The sequence below is a fragment of the Sphingobium fluviale genome, from assembly GCF_004122115.1.
In the GTDB taxonomy this organism is placed as follows: Bacteria; Pseudomonadota; Alphaproteobacteria; order Sphingomonadales; family Sphingomonadaceae; genus Sphingobium; species Sphingobium fluviale.
In genome coordinates this window covers 149,918-164,461 of the sequence record NZ_SBKP01000002.1, presented here as the reverse complement: position 1 = coordinate 164,461, position 14,544 = coordinate 149,918, and the positions used below count along the sequence as shown (strand labels likewise).

At 63.4% G+C, this 14,544-nt stretch carries 14 protein-coding genes; 2 read left to right on the top strand and 12 right to left on the bottom strand.

The window, feature by feature from the left end:
* The first annotated feature begins 154 nt into the window (after positions 1–154).
* On the top strand, positions 155–916 hold the full coding sequence (locus EQG66_RS03235; RefSeq protein ID WP_245987847.1) for an Mrp/NBP35 family ATP-binding protein: 762 nt from the start codon (positions 155–157) through the stop codon (positions 914–916).
* 7 nt (positions 917–923) lie between these two features.
* Here EQG66_RS03235 and dnaA read toward each other — a convergent pair whose 3' ends face one another.
* From dnaA to rpsT, 3 genes are all read right to left on the bottom strand, one after another.
* Positions 924–2,414, bottom strand: a complete 1,491-nt coding sequence (dnaA, locus tag EQG66_RS03230) for a chromosomal replication initiator protein DnaA (protein WP_129403106.1) — start codon at positions 2,412–2,414, stop codon at positions 924–926.
* A 221-nt stretch (positions 2,415–2,635) separates the two neighbouring features.
* Positions 2,636–2,794, bottom strand: coding sequence for a hypothetical protein (locus EQG66_RS15260; protein WP_164975568.1), 159 nt, complete (start codon positions 2,792–2,794; stop codon positions 2,636–2,638).
* Positions 2,795–2,886: 92 nt separating this feature from the next.
* The gene (gene rpsT / locus EQG66_RS03225; protein WP_129403105.1) at positions 2,887–3,150 is read right to left on the bottom strand and encodes a 30S ribosomal protein S20; all 264 of its coding nucleotides are present in this window, start codon (positions 3,148–3,150) and stop codon (positions 2,887–2,889) included.
* Positions 3,151–3,325: 175 nt separating this feature from the next.
* On the opposite strand from rpsT, the gene EQG66_RS03220 reads away from it, so the two are divergent.
* Positions 3,326–4,462, top strand: coding sequence for a glycosyltransferase (locus EQG66_RS03220; RefSeq protein ID WP_129403104.1), 1,137 nt, complete (start codon positions 3,326–3,328; stop codon positions 4,460–4,462).
* Position 4,463: 1 nt separating this feature from the next.
* Here EQG66_RS03220 and EQG66_RS03215 read toward each other — a convergent pair whose 3' ends face one another.
* From EQG66_RS03215 to EQG66_RS03175, 9 genes are all read right to left on the bottom strand, one after another.
* Positions 4,464–5,228, bottom strand: coding sequence for a metallophosphoesterase family protein (locus EQG66_RS03215; protein ID WP_129403103.1), 765 nt, complete (start codon positions 5,226–5,228; stop codon positions 4,464–4,466).
* Between the two features lie 118 nt (positions 5,229–5,346).
* Positions 5,347–6,087 carry a Bax inhibitor-1/YccA family protein gene (locus EQG66_RS03210; protein WP_129403102.1) on the bottom strand — a complete coding sequence of 247 codons (741 nt, stop codon included), beginning with the start codon at positions 6,085–6,087 and terminating at the stop codon, positions 5,347–5,349.
* Positions 6,088–6,176: 89 nt separating this feature from the next.
* Complete coding sequence (locus EQG66_RS03205) at positions 6,177–6,749, bottom strand: superoxide dismutase family protein (protein ID WP_245987826.1); 573 nt, start codon at positions 6,747–6,749, stop codon at positions 6,177–6,179.
* A gap of 148 nt (positions 6,750–6,897) precedes the next feature.
* The gene (locus tag EQG66_RS03200) at positions 6,898–7,974 is read right to left on the bottom strand and encodes an OmpA family protein (protein ID WP_129403101.1); all 1,077 of its coding nucleotides are present in this window, start codon (positions 7,972–7,974) and stop codon (positions 6,898–6,900) included.
* A gap of 154 nt (positions 7,975–8,128) precedes the next feature.
* On the bottom strand, positions 8,129–8,626 hold the full coding sequence (locus tag EQG66_RS03195) for a DUF2793 domain-containing protein (protein WP_129403100.1): 498 nt from the start codon (positions 8,624–8,626) through the stop codon (positions 8,129–8,131).
* 24 nt (positions 8,627–8,650) lie between these two features.
* On the bottom strand, positions 8,651–10,828 hold the full coding sequence (locus tag EQG66_RS03190) for a phage tail protein (protein ID WP_129403099.1): 2,178 nt from the start codon (positions 10,826–10,828) through the stop codon (positions 8,651–8,653).
* Between the two features lie 3 nt (positions 10,829–10,831).
* Positions 10,832–11,242: an NlpC/P60 family protein gene (locus tag EQG66_RS03185; RefSeq protein ID WP_129403098.1), complete on the bottom strand. Its 411-nt coding sequence runs from the start codon at positions 11,240–11,242 to the stop codon at positions 10,832–10,834.
* A gap of 148 nt (positions 11,243–11,390) precedes the next feature.
* On the bottom strand, positions 11,391–12,218 hold the full coding sequence (locus EQG66_RS03180; RefSeq protein WP_129403097.1) for a DUF2163 domain-containing protein: 828 nt from the start codon (positions 12,216–12,218) through the stop codon (positions 11,391–11,393).
* Entirely contained in the window at positions 12,215–14,533 is a 2,319-nt protein-coding gene (locus tag EQG66_RS03175) for a DUF2460 domain-containing protein (RefSeq protein ID WP_129403096.1), read from the bottom strand. The genes EQG66_RS03180 and EQG66_RS03175 overlap by 4 nt, the downstream gene beginning before the upstream one ends.
* Positions 14,534–14,544: the final 11 nt, after the last annotated feature.

Below are 14,544 nucleotides of genomic sequence, written 5' to 3'. Positions count from 1 at the left end.
CCGCACCAGTGCCCTGCGCCTGCGCGATGGGGTATTATCGATGGTGCTCGACATAGGGAGCCTGAGTGCGGGCGAGCGCCGGGAGATGACCGGCGCGATAGAGGCGGCCGCGCGCACCCTCCCCGAAATCACCGCCGTGCGTATCGCGGAGACCATGGAAAAGCGCGGCTGCACCATCATAGCCGTGGCATCCGGCAAGGGCGGCGTGGGCAAATCCACCGTCTCCGCCAACCTCGCGATTGCGCTCGCGCGCATGGGTGTGAAAGTCGGGCTTGTCGATGCCGATATCTATGGCCCGTCGCAGCCGCGCCTGCTGGCAAGCGAGGGGCAAAAGCCGCTGGCGGAAGACAGCAAGATGTTTCCGATCATCGGCGCGGGTGGTGTGCCGATGCTGTCGATGGGACATCTGGTCGAGCCGGGCAAGGCGATCGCATGGCGCGGGCCGATGGCGGGCAACGCGCTCTCACAGCTCGTTGATGCACATTGGGGCGATGCCGAGGTGTTGATCGTCGACATGCCGCCCGGCACCGGCGATATCCAGCTCTCGATGATCCAGAAACACAAGCCAGCGGGCGCGGTGATCGTCTCCACCCCTCAGGATCTGGCGCTGATGGACGCGACTCGCGCCATCAGCCTGTTTGAGCAGGCGGGCGTGCCGATGATCGGGCTGGTCGAGAATATGGCGGGCTATGCCTGCCCGCATTGCGGTGAGGTGTCCGATCCCTTCGGCGCAGGGGGAGCGGAGTCTGCCGCGCGGACGATGGGCATGCCGTTTCTGGGCCGTATCCCGCTATCCATTGGTATCCGGCTGGCTTCTGACGCAGGAACGCCGCCTGCCACGGCAGACGGCGCAGAGGCCGAGCCATTTACCGCTATCGCCGCAAGGGTGAAGGACTGGCTCGCCGCCAGGGGGTAGCCCCCCCCTACATCTCCAGCTGGCGCTGCAGCTTGCGGATATCGGCATCCATCTCTGCGTTGTTCTGGCGCAACTCCTCGATCGTCCGCACCGCGTGAATCACTGTGCTGTGGTCGCGCCCGCCGAAAATACGGCCAATCTCAGGGAGCGAGCGCGGCGTCATCTTCTTCGCGAGATACATCGCCACCTGCCGCGGCCGCGCTACCGCGCGCGCGCGGCGCTTGGAGCGCATTTCTGACGGATCAATGCGATAATGGGCGGCACAGGCCTTCTGGATATCGTCCACAGTGATGCGCCGGGCATTGGCGCGCACCGAATCGGCGAGCATCGCCTGCGCAAATTCCATATCCACTGCACGCCCCGTAAGCTGGCCATAGGCTATCAGCTTGTTGAACGCGCCTTCCAGCTCGCGCAGGTTGGAGCGGATGGAACGGGCAAGATAATCCAGCACCGAATCAGGGATCGTAGCGGCAGAGAGGGTAGCGCGCTTGGCCTCCAGGATTGTGCGGCGCAGATCGAGATCGGCAGGCTGAATATCCGCTACCAAGCCACCTGCCAGGCGCGAAAGGATGCGCGGATCGACTGCATCGAGATGCTGGGGCGCACGGTCCGCACTGATGACGATGCGCGCGCCGTTCTCGGCCAGCTCGTTGATCGTGTGGAGGAACTCCTCCTGTGTCGATCCCTTGCCCGCGATGAACTGGATGTCGTCCACCAACAGCAGCTTGGCCGCGCGCAGCCGCACCTTGAACGCCATGCTGTCGTTCGCACGCATCGCTGTGACGAACTCCATCATGAACTTTTCGGCGGACATATATATAATCTGGTGCGCGGGGAAATGATCATGATAGGCGCCTGCAATCGAGTGCAGCAGGTGCGTCTTGCCTTGCCCGGTGCCGCCATGAATATACAGCGGGTTGAACAGTGGCGCTTGCTGCGCGGCCATGGCCTGCGCCGCCGTAAAGGCGAGGCGGTTGCTTTCGCCCACAACGAAATCGGCAAAGCTGTGGCGCAGGGCAAGGCCATCGGGCGCGACGCGGCGCGCGGCCGACGGGCCAGAGGACGAAGCCGACAGATCAGCGCCCTGCACACCCGCTGCACTCCCGGCGGCCTTGCTCTTGCCAGCGTCGGACGCCTCGCCTGGCGCGATCACCCCCGGCAGATGCGGTGCGCGAATCACCCGGACGTCTTCAACCCCGATATCGGCAGCACGAAAGGCGAGGCGGATACGGTCGCCAAACTGGCTGACAATGAAATTGGCGGTAAAATCGGACCCGGCGAGCAGCTCCAGCGTGCCGGTCGCATCGCAAAAGGCGCCCAGCCGCAAGGGACGCAGCCACTGGTCATACATGCGCGCACCCACTGCCCCGCGCAATGCCGCCTTCACGCCTTCCCACCCGGCCAACACCGCACCCGCGTCAAAAGGGCGCTCGCTCACGGCACAATTATCTTCAGCTTCTGCAAGCACGCGACCGCCCTCCTTTTCTGCCGGAGTCATTCTGCTCGTAACCCCCATGCACGAGCCACAATTCACCGATGCGCTTCCCGTCACCGAGAAGCGGTTGGCCCATCATGGATCATGATAACCGCGTTGTCCGATTCGGACTGCGGGTGAGCAACAGGATTAGGCAATCGTTAACGATTGGATCAAGGGGGGGAGGCGTCAAAAAAATGAAATAAAATATTTGACAGAGCCAAGGCCACGTAATTGCGTCATAATCAATTAATATACTGTTTTTGTTGGATAATTATTCCAACTTTCTTTTCGCACTCACAGCGAATCAGCACAAGTCCTGCCTTTTGAAGGATCTGCCCCGGATAAGGAAGGATCGGCACATCACAAGCGGTCGCTTTGGCTCCTGGCGCGAGCGCATCCATGGCTCTGTAGCACCTATGGAAAAACCCGCCGGATTGCTCCAGCGGGTCCGAAATCATTCGTGCAGCAGCAAATGTGCCGCCGTCTATTCGTGTCAGGCGATTGCGCCGACAGCCTTGGTCAGGCGGCTGAACTTGCGCGAGGCGGTGTTCTTGTGCAGCACACCGCGCGCCACGCCACGTGCCAGCTCCGGCTGAACGGTCGCCAGGGCGGTGGCGGCGGCATCCTTGTCTCCAGCAGCGACTGCGCTCTCAACCTTCTTCACCAGCGTGCGAATGCGGCTGATGCGGTTGCCGTTGATTTCGGTGCGGCGCGCGTTGCGGCGAATGCGCTTTTTTGCCTGCGGCGTATTGGCCATAAGTTCCTCAAATAATCCGTCTGAAGGGCGGTTGAGAGGAGCAACAAGGCTCCCCTGAATCACGAAGGGTGGCCCATAGCGGCTTCGCCCATATCCGTCAACATAAAGGCGCGCTATCCCTGTCGCCTGCCAAAATCCACGCGACATCGTTTGCAAAGCGCGCTAGCGAATCATCATGGTCGTCGCATTATACGCACTGTCGCTGCTGGCCGGCGCGCTGTTTCTTCATCCTTATGTCAGCTATCCCCTGAGCCTGCGCCTTTTTGCAAAACGGCCCGTGCGCGCCGACAGCGCGAATGAGCCCCGTCCTTCCGCCAGCCTTCTGTTTTCCGCCTATAACGAAGAGCGCGCCCTGCCAGCGAAGCTGGATAATCTGGAAGCGATCAAGCGGCTGTATCCCGATCTGGAAATTCTTGCTTATTCCGACATGAGCACTGATGGCACCTTGGCGCTGCTGGAAAGCAGGCCCGATCTGCTTATGGTCGTCCCCGCTACGGAGCGTGCAGGCAAAGCAACCGGCATGCGGCGGATGGTGGCGCAGGCCAAGGGCGAAATCTGCATCTTCACCGATGCCAATGTGCTGCTCGCGCCCGATTCGGTTGCGCCTTTGCTCGAATATTTTCACAACCCAGAGATCGGCGGCGTTTCGGGCACACTGCATTACATCAACAATGGCGACGGCGCGACGGCGCAGGTGGGCGGGCTGTATTGGCGGCTGGAGGAAAAGATCAAGGCGCTCGAATCGCGCTGTGGGTCGATGATGGGAGCCGATGGCGCGATCTTCGCCACACGTCGCGCGCTCTATCCGCAAGTGCCGTCACATCTGCTGGATGACATGATTGCATCCATGAGTGTGCTGCTGCACGACAAGCGCCTTATCAGCGCCCCCGATGTCATCGCCTATGAGCGCAACACCACGGATCCTGTGGACGAGTTTCGGCGCAAGCGGCGCATCGCCTGCCGCTCTTATGCCTCCTACCGCCATCTCTGGCCGCAACTGGCGCGCCATTTCTCGCTGGCAGACCGCTACAAGTTTGTATCGCACAAGCTGTTGCGCTGGATGGGCGCACCGCTGGCGCTGGTGTGTGCGGGTTCGCTGAGCGCGGCGCTGTGGCTGGATGGCCGGCCAGGTCTGCTCGGCGCCTTATGGGGGGCAGTGGCGCTGGTGGCACTCGGCGCCATGCTCCGGCTTCGCCCCTGCGTGATGCTGATGGAGATCGCGGCGGCGATCTGGGCCGCGTTTCTGGGTGTGGTGGATGCCTGGCGCGGGCGAACCTATCAGACCTGGTCGCCCGCCAAGTCCCGCGACTGAATTACGCCGTTACGGCCTCGATCGGCCAGGCGTCGTCATCTTCGATGCCGATCGCGGTAAGAATACCGGTGCGATAGGCGCCAGTATCTATGCCGATGCGGTTGTGGAGGATTTCTGCAGTATCGGTCTGGCTATGGCCATGCACCACCCGCCACGGGTGGCGCGCCTTACTGGAAAGAAACGGCTCGCGAATCCAGAGCAGGTCTTCGTCGCTCTGCTCCTCCAGCTTCAGGCGGGGCCGCACACCCGCATGGGCGAACAGATAGTCGCCATGGCGGTGGAACGCTGGCAAGGCCCGCATCCAGCGCACCATCGCCTCCGGCACCGCCGCCTGAAATTCCTCTATAAGCTGCCACTGGCTGCCCTCGCTGACATAGGCGCGCTCGATCAGCGATGGGTCAATCCCCCAGCTTTGCAACGTTTCCTCGCCGCCATATTTGAGCCAGAAGCGCAGCGCCATGCGGTTGCCGTCCAGCACGCGCAGCATGGTTTCCTCGTGATTGCCCTTGAGGCAGTGGAAATAGGCGGAGCCTTCCATTGCATGGAGCAGCTCGCACACATCGCGGGATTGCGGGCCGCGGTCGACATAATCGCCCAACAGCACCACATGGGTTTCCAGCGGGAAGCGCGCGCGCTGATCCTGCTCTATCATCTGGAGCAGCCTGACGAGCAGCGGGAAACAGCCATGCACATCGCCGATCGCGTAGATGCGGCAATTATCGGTGCTATATCTGGCCTTGCGGCGGAGGCGACCCAGCAGACTCATGGCTGCGTGGGTAGCAAATGATGGCGAGGAATTGAAGCGGCTGTGACCATGCCTCGCCTCGCAATGAAAAAGCCCGGCCAGTTTCCCGGCCGGGCTTTTATGTTTCAGATCAGAAAGATCAGTTGCGGTTGTTGCCCATGAAGCGCAGCAGCATCATGAACAGGTTGATGAAATCGAGGTAGAGGCTCAACGCGCCCATCACCACCGACTTGCCGACCATCTCCGTGCCCGCAACATAGGCGTATGTTTCCTTGATCTTCTGCGTGTCATAGGCGGTCAGGCCCGCGAAGATCAGCACACCGATGGCGCTGATCGCGAGGTCCATGATGCTCGACTTCAGGAAGATGTTGATCAACGAAGCCACGATCAGGCCAATCAGACCCATGATGAGGAAGGTGCCAAAGCCCGAAAGATCCTTCTTCGTGGTGTATCCCACGAGGCTCAGGCCCGCAAAGGCCGCCGCCGTCGCGAAGAATGTCTGCGCGATCGAGGTTCCGGTGTACATCAGGAAGATCGACGAGAGCGAAAGCCCCATCACCGCCGCATAGGCCCAGTAAATCGCCTGCGCCGCCGTGGTCGAAAGGCGGTTGATACCAAAGCTCAGTACCAGCACAAAGCCAAGCGGTGCAAACATGATGACATATTTCAATATGCCCGGCCCGGCGAGAATCTGATAGGCGAGGCCGCTTCCAGCGAACAGCATGGCGACGAGGCCGGTGAGCAGCACGCCGCTAGCCATATAATTATAAACCGACAGCATGTAGGACCGTAGCCCCGCGTCATAAGACGCCTGGGTGGCCGCGGACGCGCCTGCGCCGAAGCTCATCCCACCTGTCCGGGGGTCAGACCAGTTAGCCATTGTAAGTCAACTCCTTGTCATTGGCGCTATTGCCAACCCATGCAATATCGTGTGTTGCGGTTAAAGATTCAAGAAAAACCGGACAATCGCTATTTTACCCCGTTTTTCATAATCACGCCGCACGCTATGCGCCCGCCGGAATTGCCCGATGGATCGGTCTTCATGTCGTCCGGGCCGGCGTGGATGACAAGCGCCGCGCCATCGCTGTCCAGCAGGGGGTGATCGCCGGTATCAAGCCGCGCAGGCACGGAAAATGTCAGCTCGCCCGCGCCATCCGAACCAATGGTCATATTGGGAAGATCGCCTAGGTGAGGGCCGTTCGGGTTCTCGGCCCCGTGGCTCTTGCCCATAGGGTTCCAGTGCGGTCCGGCGGTCGCGAAATCGGGCGCGTCGCACCGGCCAACCGCATGTATGTGAACCGCGTGCAGCCCTGGAGCAAGGCCCATTGCGCGAACCTGGACGGTGATATCGGCGCCTTCAGTGATGGTCACACTGCCGCGCATTGATCCTTGTCCGTCCATCAGGGCGGCGCTCGCCGCAGACTTTGGGGCGGGTGTGGTGACACAGGCAGACTGCATGCCCATCAACCCGATCAGTGGCAAGGCGGCGGCGAGACGCGGCATCAGGCGGCGGGAAGGGGCAACAGGAGATAGATAGGCCATGCGAACATCCTTTCGAGAGTGTGCGTAAACGGAATGATAAGGGAATGAACCACCATTCCCGTCATCCACGCCCTCTATAACGTTCACGAAACGAAAAAGGGGCCGGTCATCGCTGACCAGCCCCTGCTTTCATACCCGAAAGGGTTTATTACATGCCCGAACCCGGACCGTAGGTGATTTCCACGCGACGGTTCTGAAGCTCGCGCTGGCCGTCAGCGGTTTCGACCTTGGGCTGGCCTTCGCCAAACGCCTTGGTGCCGATGACGCCATCGGAGATGCCCTTGGAGACGATATACGCCTTCACAGCATCCGCGCGACGCTGAGACAGCGCAACGTTGTATGCAGGGCGACCCGCCTTGTCTGCGTGACCGGCCAGCATGACCTGCGCGTTATTGCAGTTTGCGTATGCTGATACCGCGCTGTCGAGGATCGTCGCCGCATCTGGCGTGATGTCCGACTTATCGAATTCAAAGAATACGATATACGGCCCAGGCTGGCACTCAACCACCGGCGGAGGCGGCGGGGGTGGCGGCGGAGGCGGAGGAGGTGGCGGCGGGGGTGGCGGCGGAGGCGGAGGAGCCTTCTCACCAAAGTTATATACCAGACCGACCAGCAGGCTGTGCGTACGCACATCGGTATCAACCGCCGATCCTGCCGCGCCAACACCATTATGAGCTCTGCTGGTTACAAGATCCACGCCACTGTGGTTGAAGTAGCGATACTTCAGTTCCGCATCGAGCTTTTCGCTGAGCGGCAGGCGAACGCCGGCCAGAGCCTGCCATGCGAAGCCGGTGTCCGAATCATCGGTCGTCAGCGAATAGAGATGCGTGCGCGCCACGCCCGCACCGCCACCGACAAAGCCCTGAAGCCCGTCATCCGGCCCGAAATCGAGCAGACCATTGAGCATGAAGTTCAGCGAGCGGACGTTGCCACGCGTGCTGTTATAACCAACATAGGCGACATTGTCGGTCCACGCACGGCGGAAGCCAACCTCGCCTTCAAGGCGGAACATGCCAAAGTCGTAGCCGATAACACCATCCACATCGAAGCCGGTGTTATAGTCGGCCTTCGCATCAGCGCCGGTTGAACCAAGAACGTCGATATCGACATCCTCGACCATCATTGCGCCGCCATGAGCGCCGATATACCAGGCATCATCACGCGCGAGTGCGGGAGACGCAATCGCCGTGGTCGCAAGAGCTGCCGCAAGAGCGAGCTTCCGCATGTTTATTCCCCTTTCCAAACTTGGTCGCATGGACTGTGAAAACTCCCTACTCTCAGGAAAGTTTCATGGCAAGACCAGTTTTAATTGGTGAAAGGGCATTTGTCCTTGGCGAATTGTAAAGTTGTCTGTGTGTTGCGCGAGGAATTTCACGAATTCAGGCAATTAGTCCATGAGCGCGAATAGCCGCCAAAATCTGGCCGATGGCGGTGCGCGCCTGCACATCGATAACACTGCCGCCGCCGGGATCGGCTATCGCCGCCTGCCGCGCGGTAACGACCCGATTGCCGCCGATATAGACGCCATCGGGCCGCACGGCGGCCGGCTGCCAGACCGTGCCGTCATGGATATAGCTCTGCCCGTCAGAGGCGCACAGCACCTCCAGCCCCTTGCGCGGCACAATGAAGCGCCAGCCGCCGGAAGTGAGGCAGGCAAGCTGGCCATCATGCCCGGTCCACGCGCCCGTGGCTCCAGTCGCCACTACCCAGCACTGGCCGACGACGGCACCGCCCGGTGGCGTCGCGACCGTGATGCTCTCCACCTGCGCGTGCAGCACCATATCGATAAGAGCCAGTGCCTCGTTATGCGTCAGCTCTTTCTGTGCCTGCCCTGCCTGCAACAGCGGCAGGGCGAAGCGATCACTGTTAGTGGTCATGAATGCGAACTCCGAAAGGCTGGGTTATATCGAAAGGGTGAGGGTGGCCGGGCGGCCAGCACCATAATTGCCGATCTGGCGGATCTCCGCCGTCACCGCGCCGCTGATGCCAAGGCCATGATCGACCGCGATCATCGCCGCGTCATAGGTCCATTGCGGGGTGACGGCAGTGGCGGTGCGATAGACAGCGCCATTGCGGATCAGGTCGACACGATAGGCCTCCTGCTCCTCGCCCAGCGGCGCATCCGCCCCATCGATCCACTGCCAGCCGACACGGCTGCGGCGGACCCAGTCTAGCCGCCATCCCCCGCCGGAAGCGACAGCCCACGCATGGACGGGCGACAACGGCAGCACCGCCTGCCCCGCCACCAGCGCGCTCGCTTGCGCTGGCGCAGTATCGCCGATGCCGATGGCATCCATCAGCAGGCTCGACCCCATCACCGCATAGGCAGCAGGCACAGGGAGCAGGCTCGGCTGATCGAGCAGTAGAAAATGCTCGCCCGGCGTGTGGCTGGCCACCGCCCATTCTGTGCCACGCCGCCCGCGCAACAGACGCGAAAGCCGCCAGCTCGTCGGCCCGGTCTGGCTCGCCAGCCCAAACTGGATCACTTCCTTGCCCACCAGCGCCTGGTTGGCTCCCCGCAACAGCGCGGCATCATCCGCGTTCGTGAGCAGCATGGCGCTGTTGAGCATTTGCACATCGAGGGTGGAGGCAAGATCAAACAGCGCAGGCGAGGCCGCGCCAAGCGCGTTCACCGTGGTTCCAATGACCGCGGGAAGCGCGGTGCCGCCGATTGAGGTCAGCGCGGCAGTCGCGCTGTCCTCGACAAACAACTCCGCCCCACGCCACCCGGCCTGAGTGCCGGCCGCCGCCGCAACCACCAGCGGAGCGGAGAGCAGCGTGTCGTCCGGCATCGGCAGATCGACCACCATAAGGCTGGTCGGCCCGTGCAGCACATCGGCCTGCGATACCGGCGATCCGGCATCGGCCGGGGGCGCCGCGACTCCCGCGCCGCCTGTCTGCCTCAGCATCAGGCGTACGCCCATGCCCTCCCATTCGCTGCGCTCGATCCGCCAGCGCCCACCCTCTCCCTCCACTGTAACGACAGCGCCAGGCTCCAGCGGGAGGGCGCGCCAGTCACAGCGCAGTTCCAGCGTCCGCCTGCCGGTCCATAGCCTGTGCAGCCGGGCTTCGGCCTGCGCACGCGCCGCGCCTGCATCGAGCGAGGCGGGAAGATCGAGCATGTCTTCCCGGCGGCCCGGCCCGGAGCGCTCGGCCATCTGCACCCCGGCCTGATGATCGCGCGCGGGGTCGTAATGCCGCACCGAAACGCGCAGCGGCGCATCTTCTGCCCGCCCGCGCACAAGCTTCGCGCCCTGTTCGCGCTTGTCGTTGAAGCGTGCGCCAATCATATCGGCAGAAATATGCGCCTCAACCGCCGCGTCTTGCGCAAGGCTGGTCGCCGCCACGCCCGTCCGAAATGCCAGCGAATAGCCCTCCACCAGCGGCGAGAGCGCATCGGCCACGCTGGGGCCGCTCGCGGCATAGCCCGCAATGACAGGCGCGCCACCCCCCGCATCCGGTGCGATCAGCCCATCGCTCAGGTCATGCGCAATGTCCGCCACCGGCACCGGGGCGCCATCCGCGATCACCTCGAAAGTGAGCGAGGGTATCCGGTTGCCGAAATCCGTGAGCAACAAATCCTGAAACACTGCATAGGCCATGCCGCGGTGCGCGCTGGCGCTGGGCCAGCCGACAGCACCGGCGATCTGATAGTCCACCGTCTGATCCTCCGAACCGGGATAAAGCCGGAACGAGCTGATATATGTCTTGAAATCCCCCACGCTGCCGCGCAGCAAGTTGCCATCCGCCCATATGCGCCCGATCCCCGCGATGCGCCGGGCCGAAATCGCCACTGCAAAGCTCGCGCTATAGCTATAGGTCGTCGTCTTGGGCTTGTTCTTGCCGCCGCCGCTCGTCTTGCGCTGTTCAACGAGGTCCGTGCCCCAGATCACCGATCCCGCCACGCGCATTGTGCCGAACAACCGGGGTATCTGGTCGCCATAGCGCGATGTCTGCACCTGCAGATCACTGAGGCGTGGGCCTTCCCGTCCCTTGGGACCAAGGCCGAGCAGCTTTCCGGGGATGATGCCCAGCGGCCCGCCCACGGCGCCGACCACGCTAACCAATAATGTCGCCATATGCTATCGCCCCCATCGAAACTGCGCGATCACCGGCCAGGGGGAGTGCCCCGGCATCTCGACCACCTTGCCAAGGCTGGCATCGGCGTGAACATGCCCGGCACCCGTCGCGACCATCAGGTGAAACTGCGCCACCCCTGCGCGCGTCAGCACGAGGTCGCCCGGCCTGGCCGCGTGGACCCTGCGCAGCCCCACGGCACGCATCCCTGCCACAAACCGCTCCAAAGTGCCGCCGCGCACACTATAGGCCGCAGGCACACTGCCACTGCCCAACCGCTGGTGCCCCGCCCGGCCAAGCACAAGCACCGCAAGCCCGATGCAGTCCACGCCTGTCTCGGCGCTGCGCCCATGCAGCCGGAACGGTGCACCGATCAGCGCCCGCGCCGCCGCGACGATCCTCTCTGCCCGTTTCATGATCGAACCCCAATTTCGTTAACAAAAACGATTTTGCCCAGAATGAGCCGAGAATGGCAGCTTGCGAGAACCGGCGCGGAGCGACCTTTCAGGGTCGTGAGCACCGGAAGCGCAGCGGGCCGACTTTCGCAGGCCATTATCGGCAAAATCAATTTGCTCCGGGATAGCGGGTGAGCAGATCCATTCCTGGGAGGTATGGCTCACCGCGAAAATTGGCGGCGTTCGCGAAGCGCGCGGCGCATGTTGCCATCTGCTTGTCGCATCCTTCGGTGATGAGCGCGCGCGTCCCCGATGCCACGGCAAAGGCGGGGAGATCAGAGAGCGTCACACTCGCCGAGTCATTTGCGACGACGCCCTGCGTCATTCCGCAGTTCTCGCCTTCCAGCCAGCGGAGATGCCCGAAGACATAGGCGCCCGCGCCCATGCCGCCGCCCATCACGCTCGCCACCTCTGCGCTCATGCCGGAAATGCGCACCTCGCGCCGGTGCCGCGCCAGATCGACCCGGCATGCCCGGTCGCCCAGCCGCGCGCGGCATCCCGGCGAGGTCTCAGGCGCCACCGGCCCGGCCAGCACGCCCGCAGGCCCGGTCAGCTCGGCGGAAAAGGCCTCGCCCTGCCGCTCCACCGCGCCCAACGTGCCTTGCGTCAGCTCCAGCCACATCGTCCCCGGCGCGGTCCATTCGGTCAGTGCGAGCGTGAGCAACGCGCCATCCCATTTGCCCGCCGAGAGGTCCGCCTCGCTGATAGCATCACTGGTGAGCGCGCCTTTAAGGTCCATGCTCTCCGGCTCCAGGCTGATACCCTTGGCTATGGCGGAGGGCACCATGCCCGGCGCGGCCATATAGACCACGCCTGCCACAGTCAGATCCCGGTCGTGGCTCGTCAGCCCGATGGTCACACCGTCCCGCCGCTCCAGCCGCCAGCAAAAGGCGAAGGCGGCAAGCTCCTGCCCCAATATGGCGTCAAACGCGCTCATTCGCGGATCTCCACCAGCGGCACCGAGGGCGCTTCGCCCGCCGCAAAGGTCGCGCGGTTCACCTCCAGCGCATCCTCGGCAAAGCGCACCGGCACATCGAACCGGAACCCGGCGGTGAGGATTACGCCGTTGGCGGGAGCGGTGGAAAAAGAGATCACCCCGCCGCCCAGATGCTGCCAGCCACTCGTCAGCTCCACGCCATTGGCGGCAACGCGGATAGTGCCTGCCACCGGGCGGCTGATGAGCCGCTGTTGCGCGTCCGCGCCGCTGCCATAATATTTGGCCAGCCGAAACTGGCTGGTCACGCCGTCGCCCGTGCCGAGCCGCTGGTCGACCGGGCTGACCACCTGCCCCACTGGCGCGCTCTGGTTGTCGAACGGATCGGTGAAGCGAAACCCCCGCGCCGCGCCCCTGCGCGCCCGGAAAAACTCGATCAGCGTCACGAGGTCCGCCTCTGAGCGCACCCCCGGCCCGGCATCGAACCGCAGCCGCGCATCTGCCCAGTCGGACGAACGCCGCTCATGGCCCGATATGCTCTCGACCGTCTGGGTCGAAAACGCCGGGGTCACGCTTGCCTCCTTGCCGATGCTCAAGGGGAAGATCACATCGTCGAACGCCTGCATAGGCTCTCCTGCCAGACTGAAATGGGTGAAGCCGTCGCGCGCCACTTGGGGCAGCGCCCAGATGAAGGTGCGGGCCACCCCACGCGCCTCGCCGACACGCGCCGCCGCTTCGATCAGCGGCCACTGGGTCGAGGCATCGATGGAGTGCAGCACGAAGCCGCTCAAATAGTGCTGCTCCGCCGCCGCATAGCCCAGCCGCGCGGTCGCGGCGGCAGCACCGGCGGCGGAGAGCGCGCCATGCCCGCCCGTCACCCAGTCATAATCCTCAAGCTGCAACACATCGAACGCGGGCTTGGCCCAGCCCAAAGGCATGTTGGCGCGCTTGGCCTCCGGGGCCAGCGGATCGAGTATCGTCGGCAGATATGCGAGCAGGTGCGCCTTGGCAGCGGGCGCCGCCGCCTTTACCGCAGCAACCAGCGCCGCCGTGGAATTCGCCAGCAGCACGCCTGCCTGATCCAGCAATGCCGTCTGCGCACTGTTGAGCGATGCGCGAATATCGGGGATCGACACCGGGCTGCCACCAAAGGCCGCCTTCGCCGCCGCATCATAAAGGCAGATGCGCCCGTCCGGCATCACCCACCACCACGGCTCGCCCACCTGAAACTGCGGCGAGAGGCCAGCCGCCACTGCAATGCCAATAAACGCCGCGCCGACCTGATGCAGATAGCCCATCGCTCCGTTTTCGGCAGGCGAGAGCAATGTCGAGGGTGGAGACCAGCCGGTGAGCGCGGGCGACCCATCCTCTGCGCGCTGCTTCCAGTTGCCCCAGCAATGCTGATCGAGCAGTTCGTAAGACAGCGACCAGATGACGCCAAAGCCTTGTGCTTGCGCACGCGCCGCAAAGTCCGCGTGCCACGCCGCGCACGGGCTACACAGCACGCCGCCATTGAGGCTCGCATAATAACCGCCGCTATTGAGTTCGAGCCGGAAATAATGGCTCATGCCGACATAATGGAGAATGTCACCGCGATAGCCCAGCGCCCGGATTTGCCGCAGCACCCGCTCTGGCGTCTGGTTATAGGCGTCGTCATAGCCGGTGGCGATCGAAAGGCCGTGTTCGGGCAGCATCGGATCGCCGATTGACAGCACCGAGCCGGAGCCGTCGCAGGCGATGCCGGTCAGCTCGACCCAGCCCTCCTGCCCCAGTGCATATTGCGTAGTGCCGCCGTCATATCCGGGCGGGATCAGCGAAATGAAGATACGGTCGATGTCGCCCGCCCACACCGGGTCCGCCTCAGCTGGCAGCAGGAACCCGCCGTTCAGCGCATTGAAATCGAGCGTGATGTCGGCGTCGGTCGGCGAGCCGCTGGCATAATTCCAGAGGCGCACGTACCAGCTGCGCGGCGCGCCGCCCGCATCCCGCCCCTCGATAGTGAGCGTAGGCCCATTGACCGCATCCAGCGCCCTGATCCCGCCAGAGCGCCAGTGGAAGCGCAACTGACAGTTGCGGAAATCGCGGCGCGTTTCATAGGCAAGCAGCGGGTGATCCCACTGGTCCTGCGCCTCCCAGATCAGCCCCGCGAGATCGCCCGACCCATAGAATACAGTGTCGACCCGCAGCGCGTCCGGCGCGGTCGTCACCACGCTCGCCATCATCGGGCGCGGGAAGTTCACAGTCCAGTATGCGGGCGAAAAGCGCTTTATGAACGCGCGCTCCTGCCCGCCGTCAGTGGACGCCAGCCAATATGCCATTGTTAGAAATC

Bases quoted from the DNA above. Each gene is read 5' to 3' on its own strand.
- EQG66_RS03235 (WP_245987847.1), top strand. From the start codon at position 155: ATGGAAAAGCGCGGCTGCACCATCATAGCCGTGGCATCCGGCAAGGGC.
- dnaA (WP_129403106.1), bottom strand. From the start codon at position 2,414: ATGACTCCGGCAGAAAAGGAGGGCGGTCGCGTGCTTGCAGAAGCTGAA.
- EQG66_RS15260 (WP_164975568.1), bottom strand. From the start codon at position 2,794: ATGGATGCGCTCGCGCCAGGAGCCAAAGCGACCGCTTGTGATGTGCCG.
- rpsT (WP_129403105.1), bottom strand. From the start codon at position 3,150: ATGGCCAATACGCCGCAGGCAAAAAAGCGCATTCGCCGCAACGCGCGC.
- EQG66_RS03220 (WP_129403104.1), top strand. From the start codon at position 3,326: ATGGTCGTCGCATTATACGCACTGTCGCTGCTGGCCGGCGCGCTGTTT.
- EQG66_RS03215 (WP_129403103.1), bottom strand. From the start codon at position 5,228: ATGAGTCTGCTGGGTCGCCTCCGCCGCAAGGCCAGATATAGCACCGAT.
- EQG66_RS03210 (WP_129403102.1), bottom strand. From the start codon at position 6,087: ATGGCTAACTGGTCTGACCCCCGGACAGGTGGGATGAGCTTCGGCGCA.
- EQG66_RS03205 (WP_245987826.1), bottom strand. From the start codon at position 6,749: ATGGCCTATCTATCTCCTGTTGCCCCTTCCCGCCGCCTGATGCCGCGT.
- EQG66_RS03200 (WP_129403101.1), bottom strand. From the start codon at position 7,974: ATGCGGAAGCTCGCTCTTGCGGCAGCTCTTGCGACCACGGCGATTGCG.
- EQG66_RS03195 (WP_129403100.1), bottom strand. From the start codon at position 8,626: ATGACCACTAACAGTGATCGCTTCGCCCTGCCGCTGTTGCAGGCAGGG.
- EQG66_RS03190 (WP_129403099.1), bottom strand. From the start codon at position 10,828: ATGGCGACATTATTGGTTAGCGTGGTCGGCGCCGTGGGCGGGCCGCTG.
- EQG66_RS03185 (WP_129403098.1), bottom strand. From the start codon at position 11,242: ATGAAACGGGCAGAGAGGATCGTCGCGGCGGCGCGGGCGCTGATCGGT.
- EQG66_RS03180 (WP_129403097.1), bottom strand. From the start codon at position 12,218: ATGAGCGCGTTTGACGCCATATTGGGGCAGGAGCTTGCCGCCTTCGCC.
- EQG66_RS03175 (WP_129403096.1), bottom strand. From the start codon at position 14,533: ATGGCATATTGGCTGGCGTCCACTGACGGCGGGCAGGAGCGCGCGTTC.